The sequence below is a fragment of the Flavobacterium sp. Leaf82 genome (assembly GCF_001422725.1).
Taxonomy (GTDB): domain Bacteria; phylum Bacteroidota; class Bacteroidia; order Flavobacteriales; family Flavobacteriaceae; genus Flavobacterium.
In genome coordinates, this window is sequence record NZ_LMMA01000001.1 from 275,539 (window position 1) to 294,962 (window position 19,424).

Consider the following 19,424-nt stretch of genomic DNA (forward strand, 5'->3'; position numbering starts at 1 on the left):
TTAATTCCTATATTCCTTATAATTTGTTGTTAAGTTTGACAGTGATAACCATAATTACTAACTAACCAAACAAAAAAATGAAAAAGCTACACCAATATTTTGGCACATTACTTTTAATGTTTTGCCTATTTTCTTTGCCAAATAATATGTTTGCCCAAAATCAAAATACTGTTTCAGGAAAAGTACTCGATGATAGCGGCGTAACAATTCCCGGAGCAAACGTATCGATTAAGGAAACTGGCAAAAGCACTGTTACTGACGAAAACGGAGGATATACATTCTCTAACATCGAAGCTGGAACGTATACTATTGTTGCAACAAATGTGGGTTACAAAACTTTCGAGAAAAAAATTGCCATAAAAGAAGGAGAAACCCTGGAGGTAAATTTACTTCTTGAAGGAGAATCGCAAAGTTTAAAAGAGGTTGTTGTTACCGGATCATCAGCGCCAAGATCTAAATTGGAATCTAGTGTTGCCATTACAACAATGGGCGCAAAAGCGATCGAAGACAGAGCGCCGTCAAGTACAGCCGCTTTGCTTCAAACGATTCCGGGATTTGTGGTTGAGGCATCTGGAGGAGAAATAGGAAACAACCTTTTTGCAAGAGGAATCCCGTCAGCGGGAGCGTATGAATATGTACAAATTCAGGAAGACGGATTGCCGGTTTTTGAAGATGGAGCTTTGCAATTTGCCAACGCCGATACTTTTTACAGATTAGATGAAACAGTAAGCAAAATGGAAGCTGTTCGTGGAGGTTCTGCCTCAATTTTTGCTAATAATGCTCCGGGTGGAATCATCAATTTTATTTCGAAAACAGGTCAGAATGATTTTAAGGGAAGAGCAAAATTTACGACTTCAGATTACGGAATGTTCAGAACTGATCTTAATTTATCAGGCGCTTTAATTCAGGACAAATTGTTTTTTAATGTTGGAGGTTTTTACAGAGCTGATAATGGTGTAAGAAACACTGGTTTTACAGCAAATAAAGGCGGACAAATAAAAGGAAATATTACTTATAAAATTGATGAAGAGGATTATTTAAGAATTAACTTCAAACATCTTGACGACAGAAATACATTCTATCTGCCAATTCCATTAAAAAGTAATAACGGAAAAGTAGAAGGCATTTCAGGTTTTAATCCAAATTACGGAACATTGACTTCAGTAAACTTCAGTCGTTTAAATGTGCCTCAATATGGCGGTGGAACTTTTAGTGCTGATTTAGAAGATGGTTCTCACCCAATTATCAACTCTATTGGAGCTGAATTCAAGAAAAAAATATCAGATAAAGTAACTTTCAAAAATGCTTTCAAACAAACGAATATCGATTTAAATTACAATGCAATTTTCCCAAATGGAGGTCCTTGGACACAAGATGCGTATGCAACAAGCGTTCAAAATACAACGGCAAGTAATTTGACTTATTCTTATGTTGATAATGGAGCAACGCTTGATCCAAATGCTTTGATTATGAGAGCAGATCTTTGGCATATCGAGAAAAAGATGAACAATTTTGCGAATAATTTCTCTTTCAATTTTGATTTAGATCCTGTAAAATTAACAGCTGGTTACTATTATTCTAACTGGAAATCGAACCAATACTGGAACTGGAACTCGTATTTAGTAGGCGTTTCAGACAATCCGAGATTATTAAATGTAAAAGACAATACAACCGGAGTTGATCATACCTGGAATGGTGTAGAAAGAATTACCTGGTTAGAAAGAGATGCGCAAACCAAAGGTCTTTTGAATGATATTTATGCTGACGCTGAGATTAAAGCTACAGATAATTTGACTTTTAATGCTGGTTTAAGATACAACAAAGACAAATATTCAGGATATAGAGACAACGCTAGATTTTTTGCAGAAAACTTAGAAATTTTAGACAATAATACGGCTGATGATGCAGTAACAACTGTAAAAGGAAATCCATACACCTATTGGAGATATGATGTTAGTGAATGGTCATATACAGCTGCAGGAAACTATAAATTTAATGATAATATGGCTTCATATGTTCGTTACAGCCATGGATTTAGATCTCCAATCGAAGAATCATTTTATGACAATGCAGCAGATTTAAGCAAACTGGAAAATACCGAAGTAAATCAGTTTGAGTTAGGTTATAAATATTCTAATTCATTCTTTAATGTGAATGCCAATTTATTTCATATGGGTTTAAAAAATGTTGCTTTCACGGATATTTTATCTGACGGATCTTCAGAAAATAAATTTGCCGATGTAAACAATATTGGTCTTGAAGTAGAAACAAATGTGAGATATAGTATTGCAAAACTAAACTTTACTTTCACCGTTCAAAAACCGGAATACGATAATTTTACAGGAACAAATGCTGATGGTTCTACATTTGATTTCAACGGAAATACAGCACGAAGAATCCCTAAATTTTTCTGTAACTTAAGACCAGAAGTTGATATTACAAAAGATTTTACGGCTTATGTTCAGTTTTCTTATTACGATAAAAAATTCACGAATCAGGATAACAAACAAGTTTTACCGGCTTATAAAGAAGTTGGAGCAGGTTTAAATTATACCTATAATAATCTTCGTTTTGCAGTAGATGCTTCGAATTTATTCAACGAAATTGGTTTAACAGAAGGAGATCCAAGACAAACAACATCAGCGGCAAGCGATGTGTTTATGGCAAGACCTATTTTAGGACGCGCATTTAGATTTTCGGTAGCGATTAATTTCTAAATTTATAAATCAACATAACGTTACTGTAGAGGCGCACAGCAGTGCGTCTCCGCACAGTAACCACAAAGGATAGACAAACAAACTAAAAATGAAAAACATAGGAATCAAAATCTCACTTTACCTTAATTATTTTGTCTTTGCTATTTTATTAAACAGCGTGGGAATTGTGATTTTAAAATCGCAAAAAAATTACGGAGTCGATGAAGTTCAGGCAAGTATTTTAGAAGCTTTTAAAGATATGCCAATTGCTATTGTATCCTTTTTTATAGCCTCTTTTTTACCCAGAATAGGCTATAGAAAATCGATGTTAATAGGTTTGGCTTTAGTTACTCTGGCTTGTGTTTCTATGTATTTTGGAAACTCATTCGATAATGCTAAAATTCTTTTTGCAACAGTTGGAGTTTCCTTTGCTTTGATTAAAGTTTCGGTTTATTCGTTAATAGGAACTGTAACCGAAACCAAAAAAGAACACAATGCTTTGATGAGTAGTATTGAAGGTTTTTTTATGGTTGGGATTGCATTGGCTTATTTTTTATTTCCAGCTTTTAATAATGAAAACGATCCTAATTCATGGCTAAATGTCTATTGGTTTTTAGCTGCATTATCGTTCCTGTCATTTCTGTTTTTGTTTTTTGTAAAATTTAAAGAGCCGGAAGTTGCAGCAGGAGCAAACCTTAAAGATGATTTCCTGCAAATGTTCAGATTAATGGCAAAATTACTTACTGTTATTTTTGTTATCAGCGTCTTTTTGTTTGTTATGATCGAACAGGGAATTCTTTCGTGGTTGCCAACATTCAACACAAAAGTGCTTCATTTACCGGAGAATATCAGCATAATGATGGCAAGTATTTTGGCAATTTCATTAGCAATTGGACGAATGATTGCCGGTATTGTAACCAAAAAAGTCAACTGGATCTGGGTTTTAAGTGTGTGTATTTTTTCGGCGATGTTAATTGTAGTCTTTGTACTTCCTAAAACTGTTGGTTTAGAAGTTAAAAACATCAATACACTTTCGGATATACCTTTAATTGGTTTTGCATTTCCGTTAATCGGATTGTTTATTGCACCAATTTATCCCTTGCTAAACTCGATTGTATTAAGTGCTTTACCAAAGAATTTACAAAGCTCCATGACCGGATTAATTGTCATATTTTCTGCTCTTGGGGGCACATTAGGTTCCAGAATAACAGGCTGGCTGTTTAAAAATGAAGGACCGGAAAATGCATTTTACTTTACTTTAATTCCAATGTCTTTATTATTAATATCCTTTTTTATTCTTAAAAAAATAACTGCAAAAGATGAAATTTAAATTACATATAACCCAAACCATCGAAAAATTATTGGCTCAGGAAGATACTGATGGCGATAAAAAAATAACGATTGATGATCATGGTCCTAAGCGTTTTTTATTGAAAGATGAAAGTGGAAATTCTGCTTTAATTGAGGGAACTTATCAGCTTTCGAATTTATTGCAGGAATTGGCTTTGGCTAAAAAAAACAATACCGAATTTGCAGAAATCAATCTGGATGAAATCACCGAAGATCCTGTAAAGAGAATCTCAGGAAAAATAAAAAACCTGTATTGGAAAGGTCTTACAAGAACAATTGATGCCGATGGTGTAAAGAAAATTCTGGAAGACAATAAGATCGAAAATGAATTGGCTTATTTGTATGTGCCTTTTGGTGATGAAATTGTTTTTGATTATTTCAAGAAATTAGAAGCTACCACGCCAAAGTTAAAAGTGGTGCAAATGCCTAAAAATATTTCACCGGAATATGTTCTTTCACTGAATAAACGACCCGGAATTTTAGCTTTGGCACTTCAGATAAAAAACAATGAAATTTCAGGAGTTCCGTTTGTGGTTCCCGGCGGAAGATTCAACGAAATGTACGGTTGGGACAGTTATTTTATTGCCAAAGGACTTTTGATCGACGATAAAATCGACCTTGCGTTAGGCATTGCGGAGAATTTTAAATATCAGATTGATCATTACGGAAAAATCCTAAACGCAAACAGAAGTTATTATTTAACCCGTACACAACCGCCACTTTATACGTCGTTGATTATGGATGTTTTAGAAAAGTCGAATCCGGATATTTTTTGGATAGAAAGACATTTAAAAACCGCCATAAAAGAATATCAAACCGTTTGGATGGAAGAAGGAAAACGTCTTACAGCAAATGGTTTAAATCGATATAAAGCAGAAGGAATCGGACTTCCGTTTGAAGTTGAAGAAGGACATTTTGATGATATTCTGGAACAATATGCGCCAAAATACAATCTTTCAACCCGCGAATTCGAAAAGAAATATCTGGAAAGAGAAGTTGTAGATGCTGAACTTGATAAATATTTTATTCACGATCGAAGTATGCGCGAAAGCGGACATGATACAACGAATAGATTGGTTGGAGTTTGTGCCAATTTGAATACGGTTGCGATCAATAGTTTGCTTTATAAATATGAAACAGACATTGCTTTTTTGATTAAAAAGTACTTTAAAAATGAATTTCAATATTTTGAAGATAAATCTTTTTCAAGTGAATATTGGATTTCAAAAGCCAATTCGAGGAAAGAAAAAATCAATAAAATGTGCTGGAATTCAGAATATGGATGTTATCTCGATTATGATTTTGTAAACGAAAAACAACATTTTTTTGAAGCCGCGCCAACATTTTATCCGCTTTGGGCGAAAATAAGTACGCCGGAACAAGCAGAAATTTTGGTTAAAAAGACGCTTCCAAGGTTTAAAATGAAAGGTGGGATTGCAGGTTGTACCAAAGAATCAATTGCTGATGTTGACGAAAATGCACCAATCAGGCAATGGGATTATCCGTTTGGATGGGCGCCACATCAAATGCTTTTATGGGAAGGTTTATTGAACTATAATTTTAATGAAGAAGCGCAGGAAATGGTTTATCGATGGCTTTGGTTAATTACCAGAAATGCGGTTGATTATAACGGAACCATTCCCGAGAAGTTTGATTTATCAATTAGTTCACACAAAATTTTTGCAGAATACGGAAATGTAGGAACTGAATTCGATTACATAACCGAAGAAGGTTTTGGCTGGATGAATGCTTCTTACCAATACGGATTAACGATTTTAGAAGACAATTTGAAACAAAAATTATCTGATTTAGTTGATCCTGATGATTTGTTTTAAAATAGCCACAGATTAAAAAATTTTCAAGATTATATTAGTTTCCAAATGATAAACCCGACAGGTTTTTATCCCGAGACTTCGGGACTGTTGGGTTTATTATGTAACGAGCCTTGGACTTCGCTCAGGGTGACACTTGTTTTTATGATGACATTTGTCAGGCTGAGCGGAGTCGAAGCCTTTTTTTGTTTACAAATGTGAATTTTTTTGCCACGAATTTCACCAATTTTCACTAATTTAATTAGAATAAAAATTCGCGGAGATTCGTGAAATTCGTGGCGAAAAAACTAAACTTTTCTTCCCATTAAGTTCTCGCCAAAAGTTCTAAGAATATCTTTCTTTTCGGCGTTAATATCCATTTTTCCTAAAGTTTCAAAAGCTTTAAAAGTGTACATTTCAATAGCTTCCTGTGTAGCTTTTGAAGCGCCTGATTCATTAAAAATGTTTTTTGCAGTTTCTATTTTATCTGTATTATCTTCTAATTGCAAGCTGAATAATTTCTCCAATTCCGAAGCTTTTTCAGCCGATGAAAATTCACGTGCTTTTAGATATAAATAGGTTTTTTTGTTCACCATTATATCACCGCCAACTTGTTTTCCGAAAGTTTCCGGATCTCCAAAAGCATCCAGAAAATCATCTTGGAGCTGGAAGGCTAAACCTAAATTCAATCCGAAATCATAAATTAAATCACCTTCTTTTTCAGATGTTTTGGCTACAATTGCACCCATTTTCATGGCAGCAGCAACTAAAACCGCGGTTTTATATTCGATCATTTTTAGATATTCCGGAATTGTAACGTCGTTTCTTTTTTCGAAATCAACATCCCATTGTTGTCCTTCGCAAACTTCAAGTGCCGTTTTGCTAAATAGTTTTGCTAAATCCCTAAAAACAGATGGTTCGTATTGTTCAAAATACTGATAGGCCAGAATGAGCATTGCATCTCCGGAAAGAATTCCGGTATTGAGATCCCATTTTTCATGCACAGTTTGCTTACCTCTTCGCAAAGGCGCATCATCCATAATATCATCGTGAACCAGCGAAAAATTATGAAAAACTTCAACTGCCATTGCCGCCGGAAGAGCCACTTTATAATCTGCATCAAAAACTTCTGAAGCCATTAAAGTTAGTACAGGACGCATGCGTTTTCCGCCAAGACCTAAAATATATTCAATTGGTTCGTAAAGGTTTTTAGGCTCTTTGCTGATGCTTTGTTTTTCTAAATAATTGATAAAAAAATCCTGGTATTGGCTAATATCGTGCATAAAATATAATCTGAATTACGTGCCTCAAAGATACGATTCATAATGAATTATTCCTTTCTTAAATTTTAAATGATAGTTTCCGTTTAAAATTGGTCTTGAATGTATTAATTCTTAAGGAGTTAAAATTATTTTAAAAAAACTTGGAAACTTTTTTGGTGTTTAGAGTTTCCTGTTTATATTTGCACCGTTAATTGGAAACTCTGAACACTGGAAAAGTTTCCGTGAAAGAGTTTGAGTAATTTATAAACTCAATAAAATCAAATATTTATGAAAACAACATGGACCTTAGATTCTAGCCAGTCAGATGTTTTAATTAAAATGAGACATTCGATAATTGCCTATATGGGAGGAACTACCAATAAATTTGATGGTTATGTGAACATCGAAGACAATGAAATTGAAGATGCTTCGGTTGAGTTTTCTTTAGACATTAATAATAAAAAAGATAGTTTTCAACAGATCGATACATATTTACAGCTTCAGGATTTTTTTGATGTAAATGAGCATCCTATTATTAGTTTTAAATCAACTTCTTTTCAAAAAGTAAACAATAACATCAATTTTTTTAAAGGAGATTTAACGATAAAAGATGTTACCAGAGTAGTAGAACTTGATGCTGAGTTTATTGGTGTTAACAATTATAATGGCGAAAGAAAAGTTGCTTTTGAAATCAAAGGAGATATTAAACGTCAGGATTTTGGATTAGATTATAATTCCTTCAATCATAACGGAGGTCTGGCTTTAGGGAAAGATATTAAGCTGATTGCAAATTTAGAATTCAGTATATAAATCTTACATGAAGAATAAATTAATGTAAAATTATTACAAATATAGTGGAAACTATTTTTTTGATTTTAGTTTCCTAAGTATATTTGTGATGCAATTTGAAATTTAAAATGAAAGAGAAAATCATATCAAAAGCAAGTGAATTATTTTTAAAACTAGGTTTTAAAAGTGTTACAATGGATGATATTGCAGGGGAAATGTGTATTTCTAAAAAAACGATTTATAAATATTTCTGTAATAAAGAAGTTCTAATCGAAGAAAGCACCTCAACGGTTCACAAGCAAGTACATGAAGTTATTGATACTATTGTTGCGAAAAATTATAATGCGATTCATGAGAATTTCGAAATTAGAGAAATGTTTCGCGATATGTTTAAAAATGCAACCGATACTTCTCCTCTATATCAGTTAAAAAAGCATTATCCTGAAATTTATCAAAATGTAATGACCCACGAAATAGATCAGTGCAACCATTATTTTAGGGATAATATTCTAAAAGGCATCGGTGAAGGTTTGTACAGACCGGATTTGAATATAGACTTATATGTGAAGTTTTATTACACTCTGATTTTTCATATTAATGCAACAACAGATTCAGAAAGAGAAGCACAAAGAATAGAATTAGAAGCACTGGAATATCACACCAGAGCAATGGCAACAGAAAAAGGAATACTGGAATTAGAAAAACAACTTAAAAAAATTATCATTTAATCATCAATCTATGAAACGAATAATTCTTATATTTTTGTGTTCAATTGGCTTGTCTGCCAACGCACAAGTCAAAAAACTAACCCTGAAAGATGCACTTATATATGCGCTTGAAAATAAAGCTGATGCAATAAAAGCAAAGCTGCAGGTTGAAAATAGTGAGTACAAAATTCAGGAAGTGCGTTCCAGAGCGTTGCCTCAAATTTCTGCAAACGGAAGTTTAACTTATAATCCTGTAATACAAACTACGGTTATTGACGGAGCAGGATTTGGTGCGCCGGGAACTACTATTCAGGCAGCATTTGGTCAAAAATGGACTTCTGGAGCAGGACTTTCGCTAACACAGACAATATTTGATCAATCTGTTTTTACCGGATTAAGAGCTGCAAGATCTACACGTGAATTCTATCAGATAAACGAACAATTAACAGAAGAGCAAGTAATCGAAAGAGTGGCTAATAACTATTATTCTGTTTACGTGCAACGTGAAAGATTAATTTTATTAGACAGCAATTATGTTAATACTACTAAAGTTCGTGACATTGTAAAAGGACAATTTGATAATGGTCTGGCTAAAAAAATTGATTTAGACCGTATTGTGGTTAAAATGTCAAACATTGATACAGAACGTCAACAAATTAAAAATCAAATTACATTACAAGAGAATGCTTTAAAGTTTTATATGGGAATGCCGATTGAAACTGTAATAGAGATTCCTAAAGAAGAATTTGAAGTTGTGCCTGCTGCATTGACAGAAGTTCCTAATACAGAAAACAGAACAGAATACCTGCTTTTGAAAAAACAAGAAGAGCTTTTGGTATTCAATAAAAAAGCTGTTGAAGCCGGATATTATCCAACACTTTCTTTAACCGCAGGATACAATTATATTGGTCAGGGACCTCAAATGCCTTGGTTTGCAAAACCTAAAGATGGTGTTTATTGGTCAGATTACTCTGCAATTGGTTTAAATCTACATGTTCCAATTTTTACTGGATTTGGAACCCGTGCAAAAGTAAAACAAGCTGATATCGAAATCAGATCGCTTCAGGAAGATATGAAAGACACCAAACTTTCGCTTGATTTAGATTATAGAAATGCAATGGCTGATATAGACAATAACCTTGTAACTATTCAGAATCAAAAAGAAAACATGCAGTTGGCAACTGAAATCTTAAGCAATACAAAAAACAATTATCTTCAGGGATTAGCATCATTAACAGATTTGTTAGATGCAGAAAATGCACAGCTTGAAGCTCAAAATAATTTTACCAGAGCAGTCTTGAATTACAAAATTGCCGAAGTAGCACTAATCAAATCAAAAGGCGAACTTAAAACTCTTATTAAATAACTAAACAAAATGAAGAAAACTATTATAACAATCGTAATCATAATCGCAGCGCTGGGTGTGATTGGATATGTCTTAAATAATAATAAGAAGGAGAATAAAGCAAAAACAGATATCGTAGCAGAGAAAAATGCTGCAGTTTCAGTAAAAGTAGCTCCGGTAAAAACAGAAGAAGTTTCGTTAGACTTCGTTGCTAACGGAAATTTTCAACCAATTCAACAATTGACTTTCTCTGCTGAAAAATCAGGAAAAGTAATTAGTGTTTTGGCAAAAGAAGGTGATTACGTAAGAGTAGGTCAGACTTTGTTGACAGTAAGAGGTGATGTTATTAATGTAAGCGCTCAACAAGCACAAGCTGTTTACCAAAATGCAAAATCTGATTACAGTAGATACGAAAATGCTTTTAAAACAGGTGGTGTTACCAAACAACAATTAGATCAGGCAAAATTAGCATTGACAAATGCTGAATCCAGCTTGAAACAAGCTAATATTAATGTTGGAGATACTAAAGTAAAAGCTCCAATAAACGGATTCATCAACAAAAAATATATTGAGCCGGGATCTATTTTAGCCGGAATGCCTGCAACTGCATTGTTTGATATTGTAAACGTTTCTAAATTAAAATTAGTTGTTACAGTAAATGAAAATCAGGTAGCAAGTTTAAAAGTTGGAAACACAACTAATGTAACGGCAAGTGTTTATCCTGATAAAACTTTCTCTGGAAAAATTACATTTATCGCTGCAAAAGCAGATGAGTCTTTGAATTTTCCTGTTGAAATCGAAATTGCAAATAATGTAAATAACGACTTGAAAGCAGGGATGTACGGAACTGCAAAATTTGGTTCAAAACAACAAAAACAAAACTTGATGGTTGTGCCTAGAAATGCTTTCGTAGGAAGTGTGAGCAGCAACGAAATTTTTGTAGTTGATAAAGGTATTGCAAAATTAAGAAAAGTAACTGCCGGAAGAATTTTAGGAGATCAGGTTGAAATTATTAATGGATTATCTGATGGAGAAACTGTAATTGTTACAGGTCAAATTAACTTACAAGACGGTAATACAGTAGAAATTATTAAATAATTGGAGGCTATAAGCCGTAAGCTATAAGCTTTAAGCATTTCTCAAAAAGCCTAAAGCCTATAGCGTAAAGCCTAAAGCATAAAAAAACATATATGAAATTAGCCGAAATATCCATAAAACGTCCGTCGTTAGTAATTGTATTGTTTACAATTCTGATACTTGGTGGATTGTTCAGCTACAGCCAGTTAGGCTATGAGCTGATCCCGAAATTTGAACAAAACGTTATTACAATTTCTACTGTTTATCCTGGAGCTTCTCCAAGTGAGGTAGAAAATACTGTAACCAAGAAAATTGAAGATGCGATTGCATCGCTGGAGAACGTTAAAAAAATTGACTCAAAATCGTACGAAAGTTTATCTATTGTTTCGATTACTTTGACATCAAATGCAAAAGTCGATTTCTCTCTAAATGATGCACAGCGTAAAATAAATGCCATAATTAGTGACTTACCGGACGATGTTAAAACTCCGGCACTGACCAAGTTCTCTTTGAGTGATTTACCAATTATGACTCTTGGTGCCAACGGTAAAATGGACGAAGCAGAATTTTATGACTTAATTGACAAAAAAATTGCTCCTATTTTATCTCGTGTACAAGGTGTTGCCCAGGTAAATATTATTGGTGGTTCTGAGCGTGAAATTCAGGTAAATCTTGATGCATTAAAAATGCAGGGTTACGGATTATCTGTTCCTCAGGTACAACAAAATATTTTGACTTCGAACTTAGATTTCCCAACAGGAAACATCCAGACCCGTAATCAAAAAATATTAATTCGTTTAGCGGGTAAATATAAAAGTGTTGAAGAATTAAGAAACTTAGTAGTTTCTTCTCAAAACGGAATTCAGGTTCGTTTAAGTGATATTGCCGATGTTCAGGATACTCAAAAAATTGCTGAAAAAATATCACGTGTAGATCAAAAAAGTGCAATCGTTTTACAAATCGTAAAACAATCTGATGCGAATGCGGTTGCGGTAAGTGAGCAATTATTAAAAACGATTGCTATTCTTGAAAAAGATTATAAAGTAAACCAGCTAAAATTAGAAGTTGCAAAAGACAGTACCGTTTTTACTCTTGAAGCAGCAGACTCTGTAGTTCACGATTTATTAATTGCAGTAGTTCTGGTAGCATTAGTAATGTTGTTTTTCTTGCACAGTATTAGAAACTCATTGATTGTAATGGTCTCTATTCCTGCATCGTTAATTGCGACCTTTATTGGTATTTATTTAATGGGATACACGTTAAACTTAATGAGTTTACTTGGATTATCTCTGGTGGTAGGTATTCTGGTCGATGATGCGATTGTGGTCCTCGAGAATATTTACAGGCACATGGAGATGGGTAAAAATAAAATCCGTGCTTCTTATGATGGAACTGCAGAAATTGGTGGAACCGTAACTTCGATTACTTTGGTAATTGTGGTAGTGTTCCTGCCTATTGCAATGAGTTCAGGATTGGTTTCTAATATCATTACGCAATTTTGTGTTACGGTAATTATATCTACTTTATTATCACTTTTAGCTTCATTTACAATTATTCCTTGGTTATCATCTCGTTATGGTAAATTGGAACATATTGAAGGAAAAAATTTCTTTGGAAGAGTTATCCTTGGTTTCGAAAGTTATTTAACTCGTTTTACAAACTGGATTTCTGTATTGTTGACCTGGTGTTTGGATAATTACGGAAAAACTGTTGTCCTTGTATTAATATTGTTCTTTGGATCTATTTTTGGTCTTGGAGGATTTATTGGAGGAGAGTTTTTCGCATCTTCTGATAGTGGAGAGTTCTTAGTTCAGATCGAAATGCCAAAAGATGCTTCGTTAGAACAAACGAACTTTATGACGCAAAAAGCAGAAGCTTATTTAAAATCTCAGGAATATGTTCACAGCCAGATTACAACGGTAGGACAAACCAGTGAAGGTTTTGGAGCATCTCAGGCTACAGCTTACAAGGCAGAGATTGACGTAAAAATGATCGAACAAAAAGATCGTACAGATGATGCCAATGTTTATGCTGCAAAAATCAAACGTAAACTTGAAAAAGTATTAGTTGGAGCAAAAGTAAAAACAGTTCCTGTAGGTATCTTAGGTACTGCTGAAGATGCTACATTAGGATTAATCGTAACAGGTCCATCAACAGAAAGTGCTATGGCATTTGCTAAATTGGCAGAAGCTGAATTGCGTACAATTCCAGGAACAACAGAGATTAAATTAACTGTTGAGGACGGAAACCCTGAGGTAAACGTTAAAGTAGACCGTGATAAAATGGCGGCTTTAGGATTAACACTTCAAACAGTTGGTTTAACCATGCAAACTGCTTTTAGCGGAAACACAGATGGTAAATACAGAGCTGGAGAATACGAATATGATATTAACATTAGATACAATGCATTTGATAGAAAAAGTATTACTGATGTAAGTAATCTGATCTTTATTAATGCTGCAGGACAACAAATTAAGTTATCTCAATTTGCTGATATTACAGAAGGTTCAGGACCTAGCCAGTTAGAGCGTAGAGACAAATCAGCTTCTGTAACTGTAAAAGGACAAAACGTTGGGGTTCCTTCAGGGACAATTGTAACACAATGGCAGGCTAAATTAGACAAGCTTAAAAAGCCAGCCGGAGTAAATTATATCTGGGGTGGAGATCAGGAGAACCAATCTGAAGGATTTGGTACTTTAGGAATCGCTTTATTAGCTGCAATTATTTTGGTTTACCTTGTAATGGTGAGTTTGTACGACAGTTTCGTTCACCCGTTTGTAGTATTATTTGCTATCCCATTATCATTTATTGGTGCTTTATTAGCATTAGCATTAACAAATAATTCATTAAATATCTTTACCATTTTAGGTATCATCATGTTGATTGGTCTGGTGTGTAAGAATGCGATCATGCTGGTCGATTATACCAACCAAAGACGTGCTGCAGGAGAATCAATCAGAACAGCATTAATTCAGGCGAATCACGCACGTTTACGTCCGATCCTGATGACAACAATTGCGATGGTATTTGGTATGTTCCCAATTGCATTAGCATCCGGAGCAGGAGCTGAATGGAAAAACGGATTGGCTTGGGTAATTATTGGAGGATTAATATCTTCATTATTCCTAACACTTATCGTAGTTCCTGTAATCTACCAAATTATGGAAGGTATTATCAGAAGATTATCTAAAGGTGAGAAAATCGATTACGAAGCTGAAATGGTTGCTGATTATGAGCACACTGAATTAAGCGAAGACGGTTTTAACCCTAAACATACCCATTAATTGATTTAATTTTAGAATGAAAAATCCCAAATTCCTTAACTGGAGTTTGGGATTTTTTTTGAATGCTATTAGCGATATTTTCAAGATTACTTAACAGATTATTGATTCTATACAAATTGATAAAGAAGCTCTAATTGTTTTACAAGGACTAAATATTAAAGGCTAATAAGAGTTTTATAAAAACAAAGAAGCCCAAACTCCATAAGGAGTTTGGGCTTCTTTTTGATTCTTCCTGAAGAAGGATTGGAGTTTTAGTACTCCGTTATTTCTTCACAATCTTAATTGTTTTTGTCTTTCCTTCAGATTTTACTTTTAAGAAATAAAAGCCAGAAGAAACATTCGATAAATCAATTTCAGAATGAGTATTATTTACTTTTTGGTTTAAGATAGATTTTCCAGAAACAGATATTATTTCGATCTCATCAATAACAGCAACATTATCGATCGTTAAAGTATGGTGTACCGGATTAGGATAAAATCTAAAATTAGGTAACGCAATATCCGGAGTAGAAAGAGATCCATTTAATTTTGCTGTAACAGCTAAACGGTCAATACTTTCAATTCCGTTTATGGTTTGAGAGGCATAATATTTAGTTCCATCAACTAAAACTGTTGTTAATGGCAAAGTAGCTTCGGTAAATTTAGTTGTATTTCCTGATAAAGGATTCTGATTGCTGTACCATTTAATATTTTGACCATCAATAACCAAATCTCCTAAAGTTTGACCAGGTTTAAATTCTATAGTTATTACATCTTTACCCTCTATCAAAGGACTTGGAGGATTTAAAGTTGTAGCAACAACTACCATACATCCATTTTGATCTCTTACAAATACATTGTAAATCCCGTAGTTTACAACTGTAAAAATGTTACTGGATTGAAAAATGATTCCGTCTAATGAATATTGATAATTACCAGTTCCGCCAACAGCAGTAACAATTATAGTCTTATTATCTGCGGTTAAAGTAGCAAATATAGGTTCTGGCTCAGTTAATATTATGTTTACAGTTGCAATACAGCCATTAGTATCTTTAGCTTCTACAGTATAAACGCCAGGAGAAAGGTTCGTGAAAATGTTAGTATTTTGAAAAACACTTCCGTTTATCGAATAAATATATGGTTCTTGACCACCTACAGCAATAGCCGTTATTATTCCGTTTGAAATACAAGATGCGTTAGAAACAACTGTTGCATTAAGAAACAATGGATCTATAGGTCTTACTACTATAACAGAAGAGTAGATATCATTTTGCGCATCACGAACCGTTATTATGTAATTGCCGGGTTGTGTAACGACAAAAGTATTTGAAAGATTATATGTTACACCATTATCTATCGAATATTGATAAGGGGCAGTTCCACCTGTTGCGTTTATAGTAATAATTCCCATTGGATTAACACAACTTGGCTGACTAACAGTAGCAGTTGCAAAAAGCGTTTCTAATGATGGTGCTGTAATCGTTACTAATGTAGATGCTGATGTACATCCTTTTGCATCTGTTACAATTACACCGTAAGTTCCGGGTGCAAGATTGCTAAAAGTATTAGACGTCTGGGAAGGAATTATAACAGCATTATTACCATTTAAAAGCGAATAGGTGTAAGGAGCAGTTCCTCCAGTTGCGGCAGCAGTTATACTTCCGTCATTACTATTGTAAGTTGTAGTATTAGTAATCGTCCAGATTGTACTTACAGGTACGCTAGGATATGCTACTATAACATATATTGTTGCAATACAGCCGTTGCTGTCTTTTGCAAATACAGTATAACCTCCGGGTGATAAATCACTTGTACTTGCTGGAGAATAACTATTTCCTCCATTAAAAGAATAAGTATAAGGAGCTTGCCCGCCAATTGCATTAATAGATACAGAACTTTTACCTCCACAAATTGTGGCTTCGGTAATAGTTGAAGTTAATGTCAATAATGATGGCGATTCTACAACAAAAGTTGAGTTGAAAACGCATCCATTAGCATCCTTAACGCTAACATTATGTGTTCCGGGTGCTGCTCCAAAATACATGTTATCGGTTTGATAATTATTTAAACTATTAACCGCGTATAGATATGGAGGCTTACCGCCAGTTGCTGTAATAGTTATCGTTGAATTATAATTTACTGAACAATCTACAATCTTAGTACTCGCAACTGTTGCTGTTAAAGGAACAGGTTGTTCAAGAATTATACTATTTGTAATTACAGTACAATTAAGAACATCTTTTACACGAACAAAATAACTCCCTGCTCCCAAATTTGTAAAAATAGGACTAGTGGTATAAGTTACACCATTATCTAACGAATATTGATATGGAGTTTTCCCTCCGGAAGCAGTAACATTTATAGTAGCATTACTTAAACAATCTATACTTTTACTTAAAACAAGATTAGTTGATAAAGGAACATATGGAACTATAGTAGCTGTAAGACTTATTACAACATTTTGGCTGTCTTTAACAGTTATAATGTAATTTCCCAGAGACAGATTAGAAAATGTATTCGAAGCAGTATAGTTTACACCATTATCTATCGAATATACATAAGAACCAGAACCTCCTGTTGCAAGAACAGTAATTTCAGCTTTGGGATTATTACAAGTTATAGGAGTTATATTAACGGTAGCCAATAATGCAGGTAGATCAGGATTATTAGCAACTGTGATGTTCGTTTTATAGTAAATACATCCGTTTGCGTCTTTAACCTGAATACCATATGATCCGGCTTTTAGACCTGTAAAAATATTCGAAGCCTGAAAATGACCACTTGGCAACCCACTATTATCTGTAATTGCATAACTATAAGGAGAAATTCCACCTGTAGTACTAACAGTTATTACGCCGTCATTACTGCTGGAAGTTGTAGAATTAGTAACAACTTCTGATAATAAAAGAATAGAAGGCTGTAATAGTAATACATCATTAGTAATGGTACAGTTTGCGGCATCTTTTACAGTCACAACATAGTGACCTGCAGATAAATTACTAAAAGTATTTGATGTAATATGTCCGTTTCCTATAGAGTATGTGTATGGGGCTATCCCGCCAATTACTGTGGTTTCTATACTGCCGTCATTGTTTCCAAAACAAGTAACATTTTTATAAGATGTTGTAATAGCCATATTAACATATGGGTTTACAGTAATATTTACTTGGGTTTCACTGCCTGAGACATCTTTTACGGTTACAAAATAAGTGCCTGCGGTTAAACCATTGAAAATATTACTGGACTGATACGCTCCACCATTTAGCGAATAAGAATAGGGAGATTTTCCACCTGTAGCATTTATAACGATAGACGCATTACTCATACAGTCTATTCCTTTAGTTATTATAACATTAACAACTGGTTTTGGATCCTCAATAGTAAAAGGAAAATCAAAAGACTGACAGCCTTTTGAATCTTTAACTCTCATAAAATGGACTCCGGAAGATAAATTGGTAAACACATTCATCGATTGAGAAATAGCATCTACAGAATATTGGTAAGGAGTAGTTCCTCCTTGCGCATTAATTGTTAAAGTGCGACCATCAATAACAAAAACAGGATTGATAGGAGTTGGCTGTGCAACTATATGTTCGAATACAGTTATACAACCAATCGCATCTTTTACTTTAATTTGATAAGCTCCGGGACTAAAGTTATTATAAGTATTGTTCAGGGAGTATATACTATTATTGATAGCATATTGATATGGAGCTTCTCCTCCTGTAGCATTAATAGTTAGCGTAGTTTTATCTTGTGCACAAAGTAATTCTGTATGTAAAGCTGTGGCAGATAATTGCAGATCCTGTTTTATTGTGGCAGTTATTGCAGGAGAAATACACTCACTACTGTCTTTTACCAATACCATATAGTTTCCGGCAGGCAAATCAGAAAAAGTACTGCTTGAAGTATACGTTTTTCCGCCATCAATGGAATAATAAAGAGGGATTTGACCTCCATTTGCAACAATATTTATACCTCCATTATTTGTGCAGCTTGAGGCATTTACAGTTGTTACAGTAGCTGTCACAGGAACAAATGGAAGTAATTCTATCGAAAGATTATTAATGATCGTATTCTTGCTATCTTTTATAGCTATTGGATAAATTCCAGCACTTAAATTGTCAAAAGTATCACTTGTTTGAAATGATTGCCCTCCATTTATGGAATATAAATAAGGAGGTTCCCCGCCATAACCAATTGTTCTAAGAGCTGCGCTTCCCCAACAAGTCACATTTTTAAGGATCATTCCTCCGGAACCTAAAGGAAAATCAGCATCTCCAACCGCAATTGTAGTAAAAACACTGCAGCCTTTAGCGTCTCTTACTGATATAGGTTGGGTACCAACAGGTAAATTAGAAAAAACATTACTGGATTGATACACGATACCATCTAAAGAATACTGATACGGTTCTGTGCCGCCTTCAGCAATAATAGTTGTGTTTTGATTTACTGTACTTGCAGTTGCAGTTAAACGAGGAGGTGCTGTTATAGTATGGTTTATTGAAACTCTACAAACTCCCATACCATCCATTACATCTATTTTGTAAGTTCCGGCAATTAAAAATTTAAAATAATTATTACTGGTATACGGACCCCCGTTTAATGAATATTCATACGAGCCAATTCCTCCGGAAGCATTTACAGTAAGTGTAGCAGTTTCTTCACTGCATATTATTGGTGTATGAGAAGCTGTTACAGTTATAGGTGGTAACGCAGTCAGACTAAAATAATTCGTTATAATATTCCCGTTATTATTAACCCTTCCATAAATATTTGTTACACCCGGTGCGCCAATATATTGAGTAGGATTTACAATTACATTTGTGTTATTTGTTGCATCATCCAGACTTAAAAAATAACTTACAGTTGTTTCGGCAGGATTCAAATTACCAATAAAATCTTTGTTTAAAATTGTTAGATTTAAAGGCTCGTCGGCACAAGTTGTAATAAAGGTAACCTGAGCATAGAAAATATTGGTAAACAAAAAAAAGAAAAAAAGTAGAGTTCTTTTCATACGTATAGGTTTGTTAAAATGTTTTAACAAATATATACAAAAAACCTAATTTTAGATTAAATATAAAGTTATGATTTATAAAGAATTAAAATTAGATTTATCTTAAT

At 34.0% G+C, this 19,424-nt stretch carries 10 protein-coding genes; 8 read left to right on the forward strand and 2 right to left on the reverse strand.

Features of this window, described 5'->3' with window-relative positions:
- Positions 1-77 precede the first annotated feature (77 nt).
- The 3 genes from ASF10_RS01160 (at position 78) to ASF10_RS01170 (ending at position 5,881) form a co-directional block, all read left to right on the forward strand.
- The gene (locus tag ASF10_RS01160) at positions 78-2,717 is read left to right on the forward strand and encodes a TonB-dependent receptor (RefSeq protein ID WP_056244260.1); all 2,640 of its coding nucleotides are present in this window, start codon (positions 78-80) and stop codon (positions 2,715-2,717) included.
- 88 nt (positions 2,718-2,805) lie between these two features.
- Positions 2,806-4,026: an MFS transporter gene (locus ASF10_RS01165; protein WP_056244263.1), complete on the forward strand. Its 1,221-nt coding sequence runs from the start codon at positions 2,806-2,808 to the stop codon at positions 4,024-4,026.
- Entirely contained in the window at positions 4,016-5,881 is a 1,866-nt protein-coding gene (locus tag ASF10_RS01170) for a trehalase family glycosidase (RefSeq protein WP_056244266.1), read from the forward strand. The genes ASF10_RS01165 and ASF10_RS01170 overlap by 11 nt, the downstream gene beginning before the upstream one ends.
- A 284-nt stretch (positions 5,882-6,165) precedes the next feature.
- Here ASF10_RS01170 and ASF10_RS01175 read toward each other — a convergent pair whose 3' ends face one another.
- Positions 6,166-7,140 carry a polyprenyl synthetase family protein gene (locus ASF10_RS01175; RefSeq protein WP_056244269.1) on the reverse strand — a complete coding sequence of 325 codons (975 nt, stop codon included), beginning with the start codon at positions 7,138-7,140 and terminating at the stop codon, positions 6,166-6,168.
- A gap of 267 nt (positions 7,141-7,407) precedes the next feature.
- Here ASF10_RS01175 and ASF10_RS01180 point away from each other — a divergent pair, with 267 nt between their 5' ends.
- The 5 genes from ASF10_RS01180 (at position 7,408) to ASF10_RS01200 (ending at position 14,321) form a co-directional block, all read left to right on the forward strand.
- Entirely contained in the window at positions 7,408-7,929 is a 522-nt protein-coding gene (locus ASF10_RS01180) for a YceI family protein (RefSeq protein ID WP_056244273.1), read from the forward strand.
- Between the two features lie 107 nt (positions 7,930-8,036).
- Positions 8,037-8,636, forward strand: a complete 600-nt coding sequence (locus ASF10_RS01185) for a TetR/AcrR family transcriptional regulator (RefSeq protein ID WP_056244277.1) — start codon at positions 8,037-8,039, stop codon at positions 8,634-8,636.
- Between the two features lie 10 nt (positions 8,637-8,646).
- The gene (locus ASF10_RS01190; RefSeq protein WP_056244281.1) at positions 8,647-9,981 is read left to right on the forward strand and encodes a TolC family protein; all 1,335 of its coding nucleotides are present in this window, start codon (positions 8,647-8,649) and stop codon (positions 9,979-9,981) included.
- Positions 9,982-9,990: 9 nt separating this feature from the next.
- On the forward strand, positions 9,991-11,058 hold the full coding sequence (locus ASF10_RS01195) for an efflux RND transporter periplasmic adaptor subunit (protein ID WP_056244283.1): 1,068 nt from the start codon (positions 9,991-9,993) through the stop codon (positions 11,056-11,058).
- 92 nt (positions 11,059-11,150) lie between these two features.
- Complete coding sequence (locus tag ASF10_RS01200) at positions 11,151-14,321, forward strand: efflux RND transporter permease subunit (RefSeq protein WP_056244285.1); 3,171 nt, start codon at positions 11,151-11,153, stop codon at positions 14,319-14,321.
- 262 nt (positions 14,322-14,583) lie between these two features.
- Here ASF10_RS01200 and ASF10_RS01205 read toward each other — a convergent pair whose 3' ends face one another.
- Positions 14,584-19,317, reverse strand: a complete 4,734-nt coding sequence (locus tag ASF10_RS01205) for a T9SS type A sorting domain-containing protein (RefSeq protein WP_056244289.1) — start codon at positions 19,315-19,317, stop codon at positions 14,584-14,586.
- Between the last annotated feature and the right edge of the window lie 107 nt (positions 19,318-19,424).